At 68.1% G+C, this 16,958-nt stretch carries 20 protein-coding genes and 1 tRNA gene; 13 read left to right on the top strand and 8 right to left on the bottom strand.

The genetic code is table 11. The features are described from left to right. The first annotated feature begins 69 nt into the window (after positions 1-69). The gene (gene ndk / locus LOS78_RS15145; RefSeq protein ID WP_028712288.1) at positions 70-492 is read left to right on the top strand and encodes a nucleoside-diphosphate kinase; all 423 of its coding nucleotides are present in this window, start codon (positions 70-72) and stop codon (positions 490-492) included. Between the two features lie 124 nt (positions 493-616). Here the strand turns inward: ndk and LOS78_RS15140 are convergent, their stop codons facing one another. The 5 genes from LOS78_RS15140 to LOS78_RS15120 all read right to left on the bottom strand — a co-directional run bounded on the left by LOS78_RS15140 (position 617) and on the right by LOS78_RS15120 (position 4,787). Next, positions 617-1,825 carry a cytochrome b/b6 domain-containing protein gene (locus tag LOS78_RS15140; protein ID WP_230377371.1) on the bottom strand — a complete coding sequence of 403 codons (1,209 nt, stop codon included), beginning with the start codon at positions 1,823-1,825 and terminating at the stop codon, positions 617-619. Next, positions 1,822-2,400, bottom strand: coding sequence for a thymidine kinase (locus tag LOS78_RS15135; RefSeq protein ID WP_028712290.1), 579 nt, complete (start codon positions 2,398-2,400; stop codon positions 1,822-1,824). Before LOS78_RS15135 ends, LOS78_RS15140 begins: the two co-directional genes overlap by 4 nt. Before the next feature lie 83 nt (positions 2,401-2,483). Continuing rightward, entirely contained in the window at positions 2,484-3,887 is a 1,404-nt protein-coding gene (locus LOS78_RS15130; protein WP_230377370.1) for a DEAD/DEAH box helicase, read from the bottom strand. A gap of 221 nt (positions 3,888-4,108) precedes the next feature. After that, positions 4,109-4,558 carry a D-aminoacyl-tRNA deacylase gene (gene dtd, locus LOS78_RS15125; protein WP_230377369.1) on the bottom strand — a complete coding sequence of 150 codons (450 nt, stop codon included), beginning with the start codon at positions 4,556-4,558 and terminating at the stop codon, positions 4,109-4,111. Position 4,559: 1 nt separating this feature from the next. Next, positions 4,560-4,787, bottom strand: coding sequence for a hypothetical protein (locus tag LOS78_RS15120; protein ID WP_028712293.1), 228 nt, complete (start codon positions 4,785-4,787; stop codon positions 4,560-4,562). Positions 4,788-4,880: 93 nt separating this feature from the next. Here LOS78_RS15120 and LOS78_RS15115 point away from each other — a divergent pair, with 93 nt between their 5' ends. Further along, a complete protein-coding gene (locus LOS78_RS15115; protein WP_028712294.1) occupies positions 4,881-5,132 on the top strand; it encodes a DUF2312 domain-containing protein in 252 nt (83 codons plus the stop codon). Positions 5,133-5,199: 67 nt separating this feature from the next. Here LOS78_RS15115 and LOS78_RS15110 read toward each other — a convergent pair whose 3' ends face one another. Further along, positions 5,200-6,075: a hypothetical protein gene (locus LOS78_RS15110; protein ID WP_028712295.1), complete on the bottom strand. Its 876-nt coding sequence runs from the start codon at positions 6,073-6,075 to the stop codon at positions 5,200-5,202. A 317-nt stretch (positions 6,076-6,392) separates the two neighbouring features. On the opposite strand from LOS78_RS15110, the gene LOS78_RS15105 reads away from it, so the two are divergent. Beyond that, entirely contained in the window at positions 6,393-7,274 is an 882-nt protein-coding gene (locus tag LOS78_RS15105) for a LuxR family transcriptional regulator (protein WP_230377368.1), read from the top strand. 89 nt (positions 7,275-7,363) lie between these two features. Here LOS78_RS15105 and tsf read toward each other — a convergent pair whose 3' ends face one another. After that, positions 7,364-8,275, bottom strand: a complete 912-nt coding sequence (gene tsf, locus LOS78_RS15100) for a translation elongation factor Ts (RefSeq protein ID WP_028712296.1) — start codon at positions 8,273-8,275, stop codon at positions 7,364-7,366. Positions 8,276-8,385: 110 nt separating this feature from the next. Beyond that, entirely contained in the window at positions 8,386-9,171 is a 786-nt protein-coding gene (gene rpsB / locus LOS78_RS15095; protein ID WP_084637792.1) for a 30S ribosomal protein S2, read from the bottom strand. Positions 9,172-9,464: 293 nt separating this feature from the next. On the opposite strand from rpsB, the gene LOS78_RS15090 reads away from it, so the two are divergent. From LOS78_RS15090 to trpB, 10 genes are all read left to right on the top strand, one after another. Continuing rightward, positions 9,465-9,851: a response regulator gene (locus LOS78_RS15090; RefSeq protein WP_230377367.1), complete on the top strand. Its 387-nt coding sequence runs from the start codon at positions 9,465-9,467 to the stop codon at positions 9,849-9,851. 55 nt (positions 9,852-9,906) lie between these two features. Further along, a tRNA-Thr gene (locus tag LOS78_RS15085) sits at positions 9,907-9,982 on the top strand. A 74-nt stretch (positions 9,983-10,056) separates the two neighbouring features. After that, positions 10,057-10,707, top strand: a complete 651-nt coding sequence (locus LOS78_RS15080) for a d(CMP) kinase (protein WP_230377366.1) — start codon at positions 10,057-10,059, stop codon at positions 10,705-10,707. Beyond that, on the top strand, positions 10,704-11,783 hold the full coding sequence (locus LOS78_RS15075; protein WP_230377365.1) for a nitronate monooxygenase family protein: 1,080 nt from the start codon (positions 10,704-10,706) through the stop codon (positions 11,781-11,783). The genes LOS78_RS15080 and LOS78_RS15075 overlap by 4 nt, the downstream gene beginning before the upstream one ends. Positions 11,784-11,946: 163 nt before the next feature. Beyond that, a complete protein-coding gene (gene rpsA, locus LOS78_RS15070) occupies positions 11,947-13,626 on the top strand; it encodes a 30S ribosomal protein S1 (RefSeq protein ID WP_028712301.1) in 1,680 nt (559 codons plus the stop codon). Positions 13,627-13,824: 198 nt separating this feature from the next. Then, a complete protein-coding gene (gene ihfB, locus LOS78_RS15065) occupies positions 13,825-14,112 on the top strand; it encodes an integration host factor subunit beta (protein WP_028712302.1) in 288 nt (95 codons plus the stop codon). Positions 14,113-14,148: 36 nt separating this feature from the next. After that, positions 14,149-14,556 carry a LapA family protein gene (locus tag LOS78_RS15060; protein ID WP_230377364.1) on the top strand — a complete coding sequence of 136 codons (408 nt, stop codon included), beginning with the start codon at positions 14,149-14,151 and terminating at the stop codon, positions 14,554-14,556. 4 nt (positions 14,557-14,560) lie between these two features. Continuing rightward, positions 14,561-15,208: a phosphoribosylanthranilate isomerase gene (locus tag LOS78_RS15055; RefSeq protein ID WP_230377363.1), complete on the top strand. Its 648-nt coding sequence runs from the start codon at positions 14,561-14,563 to the stop codon at positions 15,206-15,208. Further along, a complete protein-coding gene (locus LOS78_RS15050) occupies positions 15,205-15,657 on the top strand; it encodes a GNAT family N-acetyltransferase (RefSeq protein ID WP_230377362.1) in 453 nt (150 codons plus the stop codon). Before LOS78_RS15055 ends, LOS78_RS15050 begins: the two co-directional genes overlap by 4 nt. 53 nt (positions 15,658-15,710) lie before the next feature. Further along, positions 15,711-16,943, top strand: coding sequence for a tryptophan synthase subunit beta (trpB, locus tag LOS78_RS15045; protein WP_230377361.1), 1,233 nt, complete (start codon positions 15,711-15,713; stop codon positions 16,941-16,943). The last annotated feature ends 15 nt before the right edge of the window (positions 16,944-16,958 follow it).

Here is a 16,958-nt window from a genome sequence, read left to right as displayed (position 1 = left end):
CGCGGCGCGTGTTAACGGGGCGCGGATTTCCGGGCCATTGCGGCCGGAACAAGGAAAAGGACGACCCCCATGGCCATCGAACGCACGCTTTCGATCATCAAACCCGACGCCACCAAGCGCAACCTGACCGGCAAGATCAACGCCAAGTTCGAGGATGCCGGCCTGCGCATCATCGCGCAGAAGCGCATCCAGCTGACGCTGGCGCAAGCCGGCCAGTTCTATGCCGAGCACAAGGAACGCCCCTTCTACGGCGAACTCACCGAATTCATGACCTCGGAGCCGGTGGTGGTGCAGGTCCTGGAAGGCGAGGGCGCCATCCTGAAGAACCGCGAAGTCATGGGCGCGACCAACCCGGCCAATGCCGATGAGGGCACCATCCGCAAGGAATTCGCTCTCTCGGTCGGCGAAAACTCGGTCCACGGCTCGGACAGCCCCGAAGCTGCGGCGCGCGAGATCGCCTTCTTCTTCTCGGGCCTCGAACTGGTCGGCTGAGCCCGGCTTCTTCGCCCAAATACCCATCGCAAAAGGCCGCCCATCGAGGCGGCCTTTTCTCACATCGCGCTTTCACCGTTTCCCAAATACTCAAAGCAAAGCGGGCCAATCGGAGAGGCCTTTCCTATTGCCGCCGCGCGCTCAACTCGAACCCGATCTCGACCCCGAATCCCACGGTGCTTTCATCGGCATAGCCCGCGCCGATGCCGAAATCGCGGCGATCGACGCGCATCTGCCCCTGTGCCTGCGCCACATCACCCTGAAGCGTCAGCTCGAAGGGCAAATCGGCCTCGACCGTCTGGCCGGCGAGGGTCAGCCGGCCATGCGCGACATGCGGCTGACCCTCGGCCGCGGGAGGCAGGATCTCGGCCTCGAAACGCGCGGCGGGATGGGCGGCGGCGTTCAGGAAATCCGGTCCCTTGGCCGGGTCGCTGATGGCGCCCAGCGTCAGCGAGGCGATGTCGACATCGACCGTCACCCGTCCGGTCCGGCTCTCAGGGTCATAGGCGATATCGGCCTGCCATTGCCCGAACTGCCCCGTCACCGCATTGCCGGCCTGCATGGCCTCGATCTCCAGAGCGCCCTGTTCGACCGCCCAGCCCGATCCGGCCGCGGCCGCAGGGGCGGATGCGGTGGCGGGCATCTCCTGCGCCTCCGGGGTGTCGGCCGGGATGAAGGCGACCCCCACCCAGACCGCCAGCCCCGCCAGGGCGGCCAGGACATGCGGCAGGAGGCCGGGCTGCGCGGCCGGGGGCTCGGGCGCGCGTTCGGGATTGCCGGCCATGCGGCGCATGGTGCCGTCGCGGTCGATGATCGCGTGCTTCAGCGCCCCCGCGACATGCAGCAGGATCAGCCCGGCCAGCAGCCACCAGCCGAATTCGTGGAAGGCCGCGAAGCGCCCGGACAGCGCCGCGTCCTCGGGAACGAAGGGCAGGCGCTGGCCGAAGGGCCAGAGGATGCGGGCAAAGCCGCCCGGCGCCGCGGAATGCAGAAGCCAGCCCGACAGCGGCATGACGACCATGCCGATCCACATCGCCCAATGCACGACCTCGGCGCCGAAGCTTTCCAGCCGCCGCTCGGGGTGCAGCGGGCGCGGCTTCGGCTGGGTCAGCGTCCACAGCAGGCGCAGCGCGGCGAGGGCCAGCGCCGCCATGCCCACGGTCTTGTGCACGGAATAGGCGGTGAAGATCGCCTGCAGCTGCGTTTCCCCGCCCTCGGGCAGGTTGTCCGCGTAAAGCCCGATGGCGATGGCGGCCAGGATCAGCACCGCGACCGTCCAGTGGAACATGCGGGCGACCCAGCCATAGGCGCGGGCGGTATTGCTGGCTTTCATCGGATTTCCCCCATCGCTTCGCGCCAATGGCGCCGGCAGAGCGAGACATAGGTTTCATTGCCGCCGATCTGGACCTGCGCGCCCTCGCGCAACGCACGGCCCTGTTCGTCCTGGCGCACGACCATGGTGGCCTTGCGCCCGCAATGGCAGATGGTGCGCACCTCGCGCAGGTCGTCGGCCAGCGCCAGCAGCGCCGCCGAGCCGGGGAACAGCCGGCCGCGGAAATCGACCCGCAGCCCGTAGCACATCACCGGCTGGCCAAGGTCGTCGGCGACGCGGGCCAGCTGCCAGACCTGCTCCTCGGTCAGGAACTGCGCCTCGTCGACGAAGATGCAGGCGGCGCCGCGGCCCCGGGCTTCGATCAGGGCGAAAAGATCGGCTTCGGGGGTGAAACCCAGCGCGGATTCGGCGATGCCGATGCGGCTGGCGATCTGGCCGGGGCCGGCGCGGTCGTCCAGCGCCGCGGTCAGAAGCAGCGTCGCCATGCCGCGTTCGCGATAATTGTAGGACGCCTGCAGCAAGAGCGTGCTCTTGCCGGCATTCATCGTGGAATAATGAAAATAAAGCTTGGCCATGCCGGCAGATAGCCGGGCCGGGCCGGGGGTCGCAAGCCGCCGCGACGGGGCGGCGGCTCACGTTTGCGCGTATCGCGGCGGAATCAGGCCCGCTGCGCCGTTTTCGGTGCGCGCGAGGGGCGCCGGGCCGGGCGCTTGCGCGCCGCGCCTTGCGCCGGGCGGCCCGCCGGGCCGCCGCGTTCGCGGATCTTGGCCGCCTCGAAGGGCTCCTCGCCGCCGACCACGGCGATCTTGGCCTTCATCGCCTTCTCGATGGCGCGCAGCTCGCCGATCTCGGCGGGCGAGCAGAAGGCGATGGCGCGGCCGTCGCGCCCGGCGCGGGCGGTGCGGCCGATGCGGTGGACGTAGTTTTCCGGCACGTTGGGCAGGTCGTAGTTATAGACATGCGCCACCTCGGGAATGTCGAGGCCGCGCGCCGCCACGTCGGTCGCGACCAGAACCTTGGTGTCGCCGGCGCGGAAGCTGGCCAAGGCGCGCTCGCGCTGGCCCTGGCTCTTGTTGCCGTGGATCGCGGCGACCTTGTAGCCCCATTTCTCCAAAAGCTTCGACAGCTTTTCCGAGCCGTGCTTGGTGCGGCCGAAGACGATGGCCAGCTCGTCCACATGCTTGGACAGGTATTCCGCCAGCAGCGTCGCCTTGTCGCCCTGGTTGACGAAATGCACGCCCTGGTCGATCTTGGCCGCCGCCTGGCCGGGCGGGTTCACCGCCACGCGCAGCGGATCGTTCAGGTAGCTGTCGGCCAGCTCCTCCATCAGCTTCGGCATGGTGGCCGAGAACAGCAGCGTCTGGCGCTCGCGCGGCAGCATCTTGGCGATGCGGCGCAGCGCGTGGATGAAGCCGATGTCCAGCATCTGGTCGGCCTCGTCCAGAACCAGGTATTTGGTCTGCGACAGGTCCACGGCGCCGCGCTCGATCAGGTCGATCAGCCGGCCCGGCGTCGCGATGAGCACGTCGACGCCGCGCTCAAGCCGCTGGACCTGCACGTTGATCGAGGCGCCGCCGACGACGCGGAACTGCCGGATCGGCGTGCCGACGGCATAGTTGTCGATGTTCTCGGCGATCTGGGTCGCCAGCTCGCGGGTCGGCGCCAGGATCAGCGCCCGGCAGGTCCGGGGCTCGGGCTTGCGGCCGATGTTCAGCAGCCGGGTCAGCATCGGCAGGCCGAAGGCCGCCGTCTTGCCGGTGCCGGTCTGGGCAAGGCCCAGAAGGTCGCGGCCCTCGACGATGCCGGGGATGGATTTTTCCTGGATGGGCGAGGGGGTCTCGATGCCCAGGCCCGGCAGGTTGATCGCTACGCGCGCATCGATCCCCATGCGGGTAAAGGCGGTGTCGATCTCGGGGATGGCGCGGCGGATGAATTTCTCCTCCGGCTCTGCACGGTGTCGGCGGTGGTTGGTGTTGGGTTTGTCGTTGCGGAAACGCGGCTTGCCGCCTTGCTGGGCGCGGGGATTGCCCGAACGGTTCGGGCGGGTGGTCTCGTTGGTCATAACATCTTTCGGCCAGGTCGCCCGCGTATCGGCGCGCATGGCTGGTGCCGTGCAAAGCGCACGGCTGGTTGCGAGGGGCGGGCGTGGATACGGTGATGCCCGCAGCCTCCCCGCGTGAATGGGAAACTGGAAAATCGGTGCCGACCTTGGCGCAAGGGCGCCGGCTGCTCACGCGGCAGCGGGCGGCAACTTGTCGCAAATGAGGGTTCGGACTGCGAAAGTCAAGCGCGTTCTGCGGAATCCATCCAGATCGTCACCGGGCCGTCATTGACCAGCGACACCTTCATGTCGGCGCCGAAGGCACCGGTCTCGACCGGCAGGCCCAGCTCGCGCAGCGCCTCGGCAAAGCGCAGATACAGCGCCTCGCCGCGCTCGGGCGCCTCGGCGGTGGAGAATCCGGGGCGGTTTCCGGTGCGGGTGTCGGCGGCCAGGGTGAACTGGCTGACCACCAGCACCGCGCCGCCGGTGTCCTGCACCGAGCGGTTCATCTTGCCGGCCTCATCGCGGAAGATGCGCAGCTTGGCCACGCGCGCGGCCAGCTTCGCGGCCGCGTCGTCGGGGTCGCCCTGCATGGCGCAGACCAAGACCAGAAGGCCCGGCCCGATGCGGCCGATGCTGCGGCCCTCGACCGTGACCTCGGCTTCCGAGACCCTCTGGATCAGCGCCCGCATCTTACTTGCCCAGCATGATGCCAAGGACGACCAGCATCAGCCCCAGCACCGAGGCCGCGAGTGCCGCCATGTTCACCGCCACGACCTTGCGCATGGCGGCGCGCATTTCGGCATCGTCGTTGATCCGCGCCTTGGCCCGCGCAGCGGTCAGGATGCACCAGGCCAGCGCCACCAGCCCGACCACCGTCAGCGCGGTTCCGCCCCAGATCAGCCCGTCCCAGATCGTCATGTTTTCGCCTCCGTCTGCCGCTGACGGCCTAGCGGCGATTGCACCCGCCCGCAAGACCGCCTAGACCCGCGCCAAAACCCGAAGGAGCGGAACATGCAGGACGACAACGCCTATGGCATCGCCGCCGGCGAGCTGCGCCAGTTCATCGAGCAATACGAGCAGCTCGAGGCGGAAAAGAAGGACGTGACCGAGCAGCAGAAGGAGCTGATGGCCGAGGCCAAGGCGCGCGGCTACGACACCAAGGTCATGCGCAAGGTCATCGCGCTGCGCAAGCGCGACAAGGACGACATTGCCGAGGAAGAGGCGATCCTGGAAATGTACAAGGCCGCGCTCGGCATGGCCTGACGCCGCGAAGCGCGCGCAAGCGGGGGCCGGGCGACCGGCCCTTTTTCATGCGCGGGTTTTCATGCGCTCAGGGGGTGATGAACTCGATCCCCGGCAGGGCGGCGATCTCGGCCATGTCGGCGTCATAGGCGGCGGTGATGCGGTCCACCAGGTCCTGCGTCCAGCCGGGCAGGTTCAACTGCACCTCGATCTGCTCGGGCAGGGCGTATTTCTCCAGCGCGGCGGCAAAGATCCGGCGGCGGCTCCTGACGGTCAGCCGCTCTTCCTGCGCCATCGCGTCGCGGATCATGCGGATGCCGTCCGGATGCAGGATGTCGCCCAGGATCTGCAGCCCGGCCTTGAGCGGCACGTCCGCCGGCATGGTCGAGATGCGGCGCACCACCTCGGGCCAGATCAGCGAGGTGTCCTCGTGGCACCAGACCACCAGCCGCCGGTCGGGCAGGGCGGCCAGGATGCGCCGGATCGCCGGGGCCCAACGCAGCGCCTCGGGATCGACCCCGCCCATCAGCTCGGCATAGGTGCCGCTGCCTTCCTGCGACAGGATGAAGGGGATCAGGGTGGCCGGGTTCTTCAGCGCCATGAAGAACTCGATCTCGGCGCTGGGGAACAGATTGGCCAGCGCCGCCATCTTCTCGCCCGCCGCGACATAGAGCCCCTCGGGCGAGATCGCCCGCGCCGCCTTGCCCAGGAAGGTGGGCGTGCTGCAGATGATGCGGCGCGGATCGTCCAGGTCCAGGATGGCGTCCAGCATGACCTGCTCCATCTCGGCCGTGGCGGGGCCGCCCCTCAGCGCATTCAGCGCCTCGTTGAACACGTCGCGATGGCGGTTCGGCGTCACCGGCTCGACCCCGTTGCGCAGCAGCCAGTCGCGGTTCTGCAACAGTGTCTTGACCATGCGGTAAAGATCGGTGCCGTGAACCCCGCAATGAAAGACGACCTGCATGCGCGCGCAACTCCCGACTCGTTTCCGGCGGTACAGTAACCAGCAATCCGGATCAGGAAAACCACCTGCTTGCAGGCCGGCCGGAATGCGATTCGGCAATTAGGACGACTTGCCCCGTCGTCATTGCGCAATCGCCATATGTCTTTCCAGATCAATCTGTTGAAAGGTTTCCTTTAAATAAGTTAACCTTACGTCACCTTGCAAATTTCTGCCTGATGCATTGATCCCGTCCGGGGTATTGGCAATAATATTTCAAAGGCATCGGCGCTGGTGCAATTTATTCTAAAGGGTTTTTGGGGAAAGAGCGCAGTAAAAACATGGAAGTGCTGAAAGACATGGAGGTCATCCTTGCGGCGCGCTCGGTGCAGGCCGTCTGGCAACATTATGTCGAACGGCTGACCGACCTGGGCTTTCCGAATGTTGCCTATCGCGCGGTGCGGATACTTGAGGCTTCCTGCGACCGGATGCGTGACGACAGCCTCGTGCTGTCCAGCTATTCGCCGCACCTTTGGCATGAGCTGGTCTCGCTGGACCTGGTCGAGAGCCTGCCGATGCATCTGTGGCTGGTCGGCAACCAGGGAAGCGAAAGCTGGGACTGGATGCACCAGCGCCGCCTGGCCGGCCGGCTGACCCCGTGCGAGGAGCGGGCGCTGGACCTGTTCGCGCGCTACGGCCATGTCGCGGGCTATGCCATCGGCCTCGGCGACAGGGTCGAGCGCATCCGCGCCGGTATCATCCTCGGCGGTCCGATCGGGATGCGGCAGGACAAGCTCGACGAGCTCTGGTCGCAGCATGGCCGGATGATCGAGGCGGTGAGCGGGCTGATGCATCTGCGGCTATCGAGCCTGCCCTATGCCGAGCCTGACTGCGTGCTGACCCTGCGCCAGCGCGAGGTTCTGGAATGCATCTCGGTCGGCCGCACCACGCAGGAAATCGCCGAGCTGCTGGACGTGACCCCGGCCACGGTCGAGAAGCACCTGCGCCTGGCGCGCAAGGCGCTGGGGGCAAGGACCACGGCGCAGGCCATCCTGCTGGCTACCAGCCGCAAGCAGATCTTTGTCGATCACGGCGCGCCCCGCTCGCCGGTGGCCCGGGCCACCGCCGCATCGCTGCAGGATGGGGCGCGGCTCGAGCCCTGGCACGCCCCGGGCCTGCATCCGCCCGGGCATCTGCAGCGGGCCCTGAACAGCGACGGCTGACCGCCGCCGCGCCGTGGCCAGCCGGGCCGCGCAATGCAAGACGCCGGTCCCGCGGGGCCGGCGTCTTTCGTTCTGCGTCAGGGGCGGGATCAGGCGCCGGCGCGGGTCTTGGCGACCTCGGCAGCGAAATCCTCTTCCTTCTTCTCGATGCCTTCGCCGACCATCACCCGGGCATAGCCGGTGATCTCGACGCCGGCTTCTTTCGCGGCCTGCTCGACGGTGACGTCGGGATTGACCACGAAGGGCTGGCCCAGCAGCGTGTTCTCGGCCACGAACTTCTTCATCCGGCCGGGGATGATGTTGTTCTGGATCACGGCCTCGGGCTTCGGCTTGGCCGAGGCGGCGTTCTCTTCCAGGGCCTTGGCGGTCTGCACTTCCAGCTCGCGCGCCAGCAGCGCCGGGTCCAGCGTGGCTTCCGACAGCGAGACCGGGTTGGTCGCGGCGATATGCATGGCGAACTGCTTGCCGATCGCCTGCGCCTTCTCGGCATCGCCCTTCAGCGCCACCAGCACGCCGATCTTGCCCAGGCCCTCGGCCGCGGCGTTATGGACGTAAGAGACGACGGTATCGCCTTCCAGCGCATGCATCCGGCGCAGGGTCATGTTCTCGCCGATGCGGGCGATGGCGTCGGTCAGCACGTCGGCGACCGGCTTGCCGTTCAGATGCGTGGCCCGCAGCACCTCGACATCGGTGGCGGTTTCCAGCGCCACGGCGGTGATTTCGCGCACCAGCTGCTGGAAATCGGCGTTCTTGGCGACGAAGTCGGTTTCCGAGTTGATCTCGACCGCGACGCCGCGGCCAGCCTTGACCTGCACCCCGATCAGACCCTCGGCGGCGACGCGGTCGGCCTTCTTGGCGGCTTTCGCCAGGCCCTTGGTGCGCAGCCAGTCGATGGCGGCTTGCATGTCGCCGCCGGTTTCGGTCAGCGCCTTCTTGGCGTCCATCATGCCCGCGCCGGTCGTCTCGCGCAGGTCCTTCACCATCGCAGCGGTGATAGCCATTCGGGTGTCTCCTTGCTTTTCAATGCGTCAGGCGGGGTTTATCCCCGCCTGATGAACGTTCCGTAAACCCCTTGCGGAGTGCCGGGCCCGGGGCTCGGGCCCCTCCGAAATCAGGCTTGGGCGGCTTCTTCGGCGGTCTCGCCGGCCAGCTCTTCCTCGACGCCCGCTTCCAGCGCGCCCAGGTCCACGCCGGCGGCGCCCATCTGGGCGGTCATGCCGTCCAGCGCGGCGCGCGAGGCCAGGTCGCAATACAGCGCGATGGCGCGGGCGGCGTCGTCATTGCCCGGGATGATGTAGTCGACGCCCTTGGGCGAGCAGTTGGTATCGACCACGGCGACGACCGGGATGCCCAGCTTCTTGGCTTCCAGGATGGCCAGGTCTTCCTTGTTCACGTCGATGACGAACAGCAGGTCCGGCAGGCCGCCCATTTCGCGGATGCCGCCCAGCGAGGCCTGCAGCTTGGCCTGCTCGCGTTCCATCTGCAGCCGCTCTTTCTTGGTCAGGCCCTCGGCGCCCGAGGACAGCGTCTCGTCGAGCGCCTTCAGGCGCTGGATCGACTGCGAGACGGTCTTCCAGTTGGTCAGCGTGCCGCCCAGCCAGCGGTGGTTCATGTAATATTGGGCCGATTTCTCGGCGGCCTCGGCCACGGCCTTCTGGGCCTGGCGCTTGGTGCCGACGAACAGAACCCGGCCGCCCTTGGCGACGGTGTCGCGCACGACCTGCAGCGCCGCGTCCAGCATCGGCACGGTCTGGGTCAGGTCGACGATGTGGATGCCGTTGCGTTCACCATAGATGAACTCGGCCATGCGGGGGTTCCAGCGCTGGGTCTGGTGGCCGTAATGAACGCCAGCTTCAAGCAGCTGACGCATGGAGAATTCGGGAAGCGCCATGTCCATGTCCTTTCCGGTTTGCGCCTTGGCGGGGCTTTCAGGGGCTAGCCCCAACCGGTGGACCGTCGGAGGATGTCTCCCTCCGGGGCCCGACCCCGCCTGTGAAGTGCGCGCGAAATAGTCCCTTCCCGCCGCGAATGCAAGCCCCGGCGGCAGGAAATGCGCCCGCCCGCGCAAGAAAACCGCAGGGATGAGGGATCGCCGGGTGGTTCGGGCACGCGCGTCAACCGAAGCTTAATTCTTCTGCGCCATCTTGCAACCAACGGTTCGGATTCGGAGGACGGCATGGAACGACGACGGTGCGGTGGCAGGGGGCCGAGATGGCGCTGACGGTGCTGGTCCAGCATGCCAACAGCGAGCTGCGCGAGCAGGTCGCCGCGGTGCTGGAGGCGGCCGGGATGGTGGTGCGGCGGGCCGCCGACGGCGCCGAGGGGCTGGCCGCGCTGGAGGCGGGTCCGGCGGACGCCATCCTGACCGGCCTCAACATGCCGCAGCTGGACGGTTTCGGCTTCATCGAGGCGGTGCGGCGCCACGACCGGCTGCGGGCGATCCCGATCCTGGTCATGGCGGTCTCGGCCGCGCCCGAGCTCAAGACCCGCGCCCGCAATGCCGGGGCTGCGGGCTGGCTGCCGCATCCGCTCGACCCCGCCCGGCTGGTCGAGACGGTGCGCATCGTCACCGCCTGACCGGCCACGCCAAGCTTGCGCCCGCGCCCGTGAGGCGCTACGGAACGGGCAGGATGCCGGTTTAGCTCAGCTGGTAGAGCAGCTGATTTGTAATCAGAAGGTCGCGGGTTCGATTCCTGCAACCGGCACCAAGATCCAGTTGCGGACGGGCCGCCGTCCGGCCGGCATCCTTGACGGTTTCTCGTGCATTCGCGGCTGGGCCGGCATGCGCGACCCCGAACCGAGGTCTGCGCCGGGCCGCCGCCGCCAGAACCCGAGGACCCCCGAGGACATGCCCTTCACCATCGCCATCGACGGACCCGCCGCCTCGGGCAAGGGAACCATCGCGCGGGCGCTTGCCCGGCATTTCGGCTTTGCCCATCTGGACACCGGGCTGCTTTATCGCGCGGTCGGCGCCAAGGGCGGCGATCCGGTCGCCGCCGCCCGCGCGCTGGTCCCCGAGGACCTGGCCCGCGACGACCTGCGCAGCGCCGAGGCCGGGCAGGCCGCCAGCCGCGTCGCCGCCATCCCCGAGGTGCGCGCGGCGCTGGTCGAGTTCCAGCGCCGCTTTGCCCGCTCCGAGCCCGGCGCGGTGCTGGACGGGCGCGACATCGGCACGGTGATTTGCCCCGGGGCCGAGCTGAAGCTCTATGTCACCGCCAGCGACGAGACCCGCGCCCGCCGCCGGGCGCTGGAACTGGGCGCCGACGAGGCGCGCATCCTGGCCGAGCTGCGCGAGCGAGACGCCCGCGACGCCGCCCGCGACGTGGCACCGATGCGCCCGGCCGAGGATGCGCTGCTGTTCGACACCACCGAGATGAGCATCGACGAGGCCGTCGCCCACGCCATCGCCCGCGCGCAGGAGGCAGGGGCATGAACCGGCGTTTCCAGCTTTCCGATCTGCGGGTGCCGGTGATCCAGGCGCCGATGGCCGGCACCGCGACACCGCTTCTTGCCGCCGAGGTCAGCCGGGCAGGGGGGATGGGCTCGATCGGCGTGGCCGCCGCCACGGCGGCCCAGGCCGCGGCGATGATGGCCGAGACGCGGGAGCGGCTGGGCTCGGACCGCTATGGCGTCAATCTGTTCTGCCACCGCCCCGCCCAGGCCGATCCGGCGCGCGAGGCGGGCTGGCTCGACTACCTGGCGCCCGAGTTCCGCCGCTTCGGCGCCGAGCCCCCGGCCCGGATCGAGGAGATCTATCGCAGCTTCCTTGAAGATGAGGAGATGCTGCGCGCGGTGCTGGCGGCGCGGCCGGTGCTGGTCACCTTCCATTTCGGCCTGCCGCCGGCCGGGCACATCGCCGCGCTGCGCGACAGCGGCGCCACCCTGGGCGCCACCGCGACCTCTCGGGCCGAGGCGCTGGCGATCCGCGAGGCCGGGCTCGACCTGATCATCGCCCAGGGCTACCAGGCCGGGGGGCATCGCGGCATCTTCGATCCCGACGGCCCCGACGACCGGCTTGCGACCGAGGCGCTGCTGCGCGAGTTGCGCGACCTGGGCCTGCCTCTGGTCGCCGCCGGCGGCATCATGGACGGCGCCGATGCCGCGCGCTGCCTCGGGGCGGGCGCGGCCGCGGTGCAGATGGGCACCGCCTTCGTCGCCTGTCCGGAATCGGCGGCGAACGACGCCTATCGCGCCCGGCTGGCCGATGCGAAGCCGGGCGACACGGTGATGACCCGCGCCATTTCCGGCCGCCCGGCGCGCGGCCTCGCCAACCGGCTGACCGCGCTGGGCGAGGCCGAGGACGCGCCGCCCCTGCCGGATTACCCGATCACCTATGACGCGGCCAAGCGGCTGCAGGCGGTGGCTGGCGGCTCGGATTACGCGGCGCAATGGGCCGGAACCGGGGCGCCGCGCGCCCGTCCCATGCCCGCGGCCGCGCTTGTGGCGCTGCTCGAGCGCGAGATCCGGGCGCATTTCCCCGGTCTCGGCGCTTGCCAGAACGGCGAATGAGGGCTATATCGCGCCCGTCAGGGCAAGCGATGGGGCCATAACGGGCCGCTTCAACAGGGTCGGGCGTATGCCGCGACCCTTATGCGCTTATCCCTGCATCTACAAAAAGACCGGCGGAGCCAACCGCATGGCCAGCAATGATCGAAAAGGAAACTGGATCTATATGTGCGCTAAAGCGACCATGGAGGAATTCGAGGCCCTCCTGAACGAAAGCCTCGCCATCGACACGCCCGAAGAGGGCTCGGTCGTCAAGGGCAAGGTCATCGCCATCGAGGCGGGCCAGGCCATCATCGACGTCGGCTACAAGATGGAAGGCCGCGTCGATCTCAAGGAATTCGCAAATCCCGGCGAAGCCCCCGCCATCGCCATCGGCGATGAGGTCGAGGTCTATCTCGACCGCGTCGAGAACGCCCGCGGCGAGGCCAGCATCTCGCGCGAGAAAGCCCGCCGCGAAGAGGCCTGGGACCGCCTGGAGAAAGCCTATGCCGCGGAAGAGCGCGTCGAAGGCGCCATCTTCGGCCGCGTCAAGGGCGGCTTTACCGTCGACCTGGGCGGCGCCGTGGCCTTCCTGCCCGGCAGCCAGGTCGATGTCCGCCCCGTGCGCGACGCCGGCCCGCTGATGGGCCTGAAGCAGCCCTTCCAGATCCTCAAGATGGATCGCCGCCGCGGCAATATCGTCGTGTCGCGCCGCGCCATCCTGGAAGAGTCCCGCGCCGAACAGCGCGCCGAGGTCATCGCCAACCTGACCGAAGGCCAGACGGTCGAGGGCGTGGTCAAGAACATCACCGAATACGGCGCCTTCGTCGATCTGGGCGGTGTTGACGGCCTGCTGCACGTCACCGACATGGCCTGGCGCCGCGTCAACCACCCGTCCGAGATCCTGTCGATCGGCGAGACCGTCAAGGTCCAAGTCGTCAAGATCAACAAGGACACCCACCGCATCAGCCTGGGCATGAAGCAGCTGCAGGCCGATCCGTGGGATACCGTGGCCTCGAAGTTCCCGATCGGCTCGGTCCATACCGGCCGCGTGACCAACATCACCGATTACGGCGCCTTCGTGGAGCTGGAAGCCGGTGTCGAGGGCCTGGTGCACGTCTCGGAAATGAGCTGGACCAAGAAGAACGTCCATCCCGGCAAGATCGTCTCGACCTCGCAGGAAGTCGACGTCATGGTGCTGGAGATCGACGAAGCCAAGCGCCGCGTTTCGCTGGGTCTCAAGCAGACCATGCGCAACCCGTGGGAAGTCTTCGCCGAGACCCATCCGGTCGGCACCGTCATCGAGGGCGAGGTCAAGAACATCACCGAATTCGGTCTGTTCGTCGGCCTGGAAGGCGATATCGACGGCATGGTGCACCTGTCGGACATTAGCTGGGACACCCGCGGCGAGGAAGCCATCCAGGACTTCCGCAAGGGCGACGTGGTGAAGGCCGTGGTCCAGGAAGTCGACATCGAGAAGGAGCGCATCTCGCTCTCGATCAAGGCGCTGGAAAACGACGCCATGGCTGAAGCGGTCGAGGGCGTGAAGCGTGGCTCGGTCATCACCGTCACCGTGACGGCGATCGAGGACGGCGGCATCGAGGTCGAATACAACGGCATGAAGTCCTTCATCCGTCGTTCGGACCTGGCCCGCGACCGTCAGGACCAGCGCCCCGAGCGCTTCCAGGTCGGCGACCATGTCGACGTCCGCGTCACCAACATCGACACCAAGACCCGCCGCCTGGGCCTGTCGATCAAGGCGCGCGAGATCGCCGAAGAGAAGGAAGCCGTCGAACAGTATGGCAGCTCGGATTCGGGTGCCTCGCTGGGCGACATCCTGGGCGCCGCGCTCAAGGGCCGCGGCTGAGCCTCGCATCGGCCGAACCTTGCGCCCCCGGAGCGATCCGGGGGCGCTTTTCATTGCGCATTTCCGCCGACTGAACCATAAAGGCTTGAAAAACACGGCAACCAATCCGGCCGGAATGCGTTCTGACATTGAATGCCGCGATGTCTGCCCTATGATCGGGCGGCAGGAGTTTGTTGGAACACCCAGACAGGAACCGCAATGATCCGATCCGAACTGATCCAGAAAATCTCCGAGGAAAACCCGCACCTGTTCCAGCGCGACGTCGAGCGGATCGTGAACACCGTGTTCGAGGAGATCATCGACGCCATGGCCCGCGGCGACCGGGTCGAGCTGCGCGGTTTCGGCGCCTTCTCGGTCAAGAAGCGCGACGCGCGGCAGGGCCGCAATCCGCGCACCGGCGAAACCGTCAGCGTGGACGAAAAGCATGTGCCCTTCTTCAAGACCGGCAAGCTCCTGCGCGAGCGGTTGAACGGCGGCGCCGAATAGGCCAGATTGCCGGCGACAATCTCTGCGGGGTAAGGCATGCGCGCGATCCGGATCTTCTTCATCGTCATTCTGGCCATCGTGCTGATGCTGCTGGCTGCGGCGAACCGCGATCTCGTCACCATCAGCCTGATGCCGGAAAGCCTGGCCCAGTTCGCCGGCGGGCGCTGGTCGCTGACCATGCCGGCCTTTGTCGCGCTGTTCCTGGCAATGGTCTTCGGCGTGCTGGTCGGGCTGGTCTGGGAATGGCTGCGCGAATCGCATCTGCGCGCCGAATCCAGCCGCCGGGCGCATGACCTCGCGCAGCTGCAGCGCGAAGTCGGGGATCTGCGCCGCACCCATGCCGCGCCGCGCGACGACGTGCTGGCGATCCTGGACGAGGCGGCGCGCAAGCCGGCGGCGCCTGCGGGCTCGGGCTCGGGCTCGTCGCTGCCCGCGCCCCGCTGATGCCATGGCCGTTTCCGTCAAGATCTGCGGCCTGACCGAGGCCGCCGGCCTCGCCGCGGCGGTCGGGGCCGGGGCGCGCTATGTCGGCTTCGTCTTCTTCCCGAAATCACCGCGCCATGTCTTGCCCGAGGCGGCGGCAAAGCTTGCCGCGCAGGTGCCGCTGGGCGTGGCCAAGGTGGGCCTGTTCGTGAATCCCGATGACGCGGCGCTGGATGCGGTCCTCGCTCGCGTGCCGCTGGACCTGATCCAGCTGCACGGCGCCGAGACCCCCGCCCGGGTGGCCGAGGTCAAGGCGCGCACCAGCCTGCCGGTGATGAAGGCGGTGGGCGTGGCCGAGCCGCAGGATCTCGATGCGCTCTGGGACTACGGCCTCGTGGCCGACATGCTGCTGATCGACGCCAAGCCGCCGAAGGATGCCGTGCTGCCGGGCGGCAACGGCCTGGCCTTCGACTGGCGGCTGCTGGCCGGACGGCAGATTCTCAAGCCCTGGCTGCTTGCCGGCGGCCTGACGCCCGAGAACGTGCATGAGGCGGTGCGCCTGACCCGCGCGCCGGCGGTCGATGTCTCCTCCGGCGTCGAAAGCGCCCCCGGCGTCAAGGATCCTGACCGCATCCGCCGCTTCATCGCCCGCGCCACGGCGCCGATCCTGTGACCGCGGCCGTCGCCTTCCGCGAGGCCCGGCGCAACGAGGTTCCCGCTGTCCTTGCGCTTCTGCGCGACGATATGCTGGGCCAGGCGCGCGAGGGCGACGAGCTCGGCCCCTATCTCGCCGCCTGGGAGGCGATGCAGAAGGAACCGGGCAACCAGTTGATCGTCGGGGTGATCGGGGACGAGGTGGTCGCCTGCTACCAGATCACCGTCATCTCCGGCCTGTCGCTCTCCGCCGCCCGCCGCGCCCAGATCGAGGGGGTGCGCGTCCGTCCCGACCTGCGCGGCCGGCGCGTTGGCGAGGCGCTGATCCGCGATGCCGAGGCGCGCGCCCGCGCCGCCGGCTGCGGGCTTCTGCAATTCACCACCAACCGCAGCCGGGCCGACGCGCATCGCTTCTACGACAGGCTCGGCTTTACCCCTTCCCATATCGGATATAAGAAACCCCTCTGACGGGCTTTCACCGTTTCCCAAATACTCATTCCGACCGCGCCGCGAGGAGAGCCATGGCCGAAGACCTCATCAACAGCTTCATGACCGGCCCGGACGAACAGGGCCGCTTCGGCATCTTCGGCGGCCGTTTCGTTAGCGAGACCTTGATGCCGCTGATCCTCGACCTCGAGGCGGAATACGACCGCGCCAAGGACGACCCGAGCTTCTGGGACGAGATGGACGATCTGTGGAAGCATTACGTCGGCCGCCCCAGCCCGCTCTATTTCGCCCCGCGCCTGACCGAGGAACTGGGCGGCGCGAAGATCTACCTCAAGCGCGAAGAGCTGAACCACACCGGCAGCCACAAGATCAACAACGTGCTGGGCCAGATCCTGCTGGCGCGCCGCATGGGCAAGACCCGGATCATCGCTGAGACCGGCGCCGGCCAGCACGGCGTGGCGACGGCGACGGTCTGCGCCCGCTTCGGGCTGAAATGCATCGTCTACATGGGCGCCCATGACGTCGAGCGCCAGGCGCCGAACGTCTTCCGCATGCGGCTTCTGGGCGCCGAGGTGGTGCCGGTCACTTCTGGCCGCGGCACGCTTAAGGACGCGATGAACGACGCGCTGCGCGACTGGGTGACGAACGTGCGCGACACCTTCTATTGCATCGGCACGGTGGCCGGCCCGCATCCCTATCCGGCCATGGTGCGCGACTTCCAATGCATCATCGGCCGCGAGACCCGCCGGCAACTGGCCGAGCAGGAGGGCGAGGGGCGGCTGCCCGACAGCGTGGTCGCGGCGATCGGCGGCGGCTCGAACGCCATGGGCCTGTTCCACCCCTTCCTGGACGATCCCTCGGTGCGCATCATCGGCGTCGAGGCCGGCGGCAAGGGCGTCGACGCGCGCATGCAGCATTGCGCCAGCCTGACCGGCGGCCGCCCCGGCGTGCTGCACGGAAACCGCACCTATCTCCTGCAGGACGACGAGGGGCAGATCCTGGAAGGGCATTCGATCAGCGCCGGGCTCGACTATCCCGGCATCGGCCCGGAACATGCCTGGCTCAAGGAACAGGGCCGCGCCGAATATGTCAGCGTGACCGATGACGAGGCGCTGGCGGCCTTCCAGACCCTCTGCCGGCTGGAAGGCATCATCCCGGCGCTGGAGCCCAGCCATGCGCTCGCCCATGTCGTCAAGATCGCGCCCGAATTGCCCAAGGATCACATCATGGTGGTGAACCTGTCGGGCCGCGGCGACAAGGACATCTTCACCGTCGCCAAGCATCTCGGCGTCGACATCCGCACCTGAGGGCGAAAGGCGCGC

It is taken from the genome of Paracoccus sp. MA, assembly GCF_020990385.1.
Taxonomy (GTDB): domain Bacteria; phylum Pseudomonadota; class Alphaproteobacteria; order Rhodobacterales; family Rhodobacteraceae; genus Paracoccus.
This window is presented reverse-complemented; position numbering and strand designations above follow the sequence as displayed.

Coding starts and splice junctions, on each gene's coding strand:
- ndk (WP_028712288.1), top strand. CDS start 70: ATGGCCATCGAACGCACGCTTTCGATCATCAAACCCGACGCCACCAAG.
- LOS78_RS15140 (WP_230377371.1), bottom strand. CDS start 1,825: ATGAAAGCCAGCAATACCGCCCGCGCCTATGGCTGGGTCGCCCGCATG.
- LOS78_RS15135 (WP_028712290.1), bottom strand. CDS start 2,400: ATGGCCAAGCTTTATTTTCATTATTCCACGATGAATGCCGGCAAGAGC.
- LOS78_RS15130 (WP_230377370.1), bottom strand. CDS start 3,887: ATGACCAACGAGACCACCCGCCCGAACCGTTCGGGCAATCCCCGCGCC.
- dtd (WP_230377369.1), bottom strand. CDS start 4,558: ATGCGGGCGCTGATCCAGAGGGTCTCGGAAGCCGAGGTCACGGTCGAG.
- LOS78_RS15120 (WP_028712293.1), bottom strand. CDS start 4,787: ATGACGATCTGGGACGGGCTGATCTGGGGCGGAACCGCGCTGACGGTG.
- LOS78_RS15115 (WP_028712294.1), top strand. CDS start 4,881: ATGCAGGACGACAACGCCTATGGCATCGCCGCCGGCGAGCTGCGCCAG.
- LOS78_RS15110 (WP_028712295.1), bottom strand. CDS start 6,075: ATGCAGGTCGTCTTTCATTGCGGGGTTCACGGCACCGATCTTTACCGC.
- LOS78_RS15105 (WP_230377368.1), top strand. CDS start 6,393: ATGGAAGTGCTGAAAGACATGGAGGTCATCCTTGCGGCGCGCTCGGTG.
- tsf (WP_028712296.1), bottom strand. CDS start 8,275: ATGGCTATCACCGCTGCGATGGTGAAGGACCTGCGCGAGACGACCGGC.
- rpsB (WP_084637792.1), bottom strand. CDS start 9,171: ATGGACATGGCGCTTCCCGAATTCTCCATGCGTCAGCTGCTTGAAGCT.
- LOS78_RS15080 (WP_230377366.1), top strand. CDS start 10,057: ATGCGCGACCCCGAACCGAGGTCTGCGCCGGGCCGCCGCCGCCAGAAC.
- LOS78_RS15075 (WP_230377365.1), top strand. CDS start 10,704: ATGAACCGGCGTTTCCAGCTTTCCGATCTGCGGGTGCCGGTGATCCAG.
- rpsA (WP_028712301.1), top strand. CDS start 11,947: ATGTGCGCTAAAGCGACCATGGAGGAATTCGAGGCCCTCCTGAACGAA.
- ihfB (WP_028712302.1), top strand. CDS start 13,825: ATGATCCGATCCGAACTGATCCAGAAAATCTCCGAGGAAAACCCGCAC.
- LOS78_RS15060 (WP_230377364.1), top strand. CDS start 14,149: ATGCGCGCGATCCGGATCTTCTTCATCGTCATTCTGGCCATCGTGCTG.
- LOS78_RS15055 (WP_230377363.1), top strand. CDS start 14,561: ATGGCCGTTTCCGTCAAGATCTGCGGCCTGACCGAGGCCGCCGGCCTC.
- trpB (WP_230377361.1), top strand. CDS start 15,711: ATGGCCGAAGACCTCATCAACAGCTTCATGACCGGCCCGGACGAACAG.